Below are 429 nucleotides of genomic sequence, written 5' to 3'. Positions count from 1 at the left end.
TTGCCAGGAACCATAGAATCTCCCACAGGGACCACACAGATTTCAGAACCTGTGCAATACCTGTGGGAGCCGGCTTGCCGGCTATAGGGCCAGCACAGGCAATACACCCTCCAGCATGCACAACCATTCATCCATACCCCTCGTCACCCGCTGTTGACGACAGGGGGAGGTATGAGCGTATATTGATAGTTAGCAAACTATGAATATACCTGGATACTGTTCATGTCCCTTGATCTCCTGCGCCTGCAGGTCAGCAGTGGCATGGTAGTTGCGGCTCGCCATTGGCGGCGCATCTGCCATTGCGCGTTGACCAGTTACGGCATCTCCGAGGCCTGCGCTGCGCCGCTGCTGATGATCGTGCGCCTCGGCGACGGTGTGCATCAGGTAGCGGTGGCCCAGGCAGCCGGCCTGGAAAGCCCGTCACTGGCA

Annotated in this window: 1 protein-coding gene; it reads left to right on the top strand. The window is 58.3% G+C overall.

The annotated features are described in order from the left end of the window. Positions 1-222: 222 nt before the first annotated feature. Positions 223-429: hypothetical protein (locus QWI17_RS00185; protein ID WP_441294569.1), on the top strand; the 207-nt coding region annotated here is incomplete at its 3' end.

It is taken from the genome of Gilvimarinus gilvus (assembly GCF_030518155.1).
GTDB classification, from domain to species: Bacteria; Pseudomonadota; Gammaproteobacteria; order Pseudomonadales; family Cellvibrionaceae; genus Gilvimarinus; species Gilvimarinus gilvus.
Note: the sequence above shows the minus strand (reverse complement) of the source record. Positions and strands in the feature narration are given on the sequence as shown.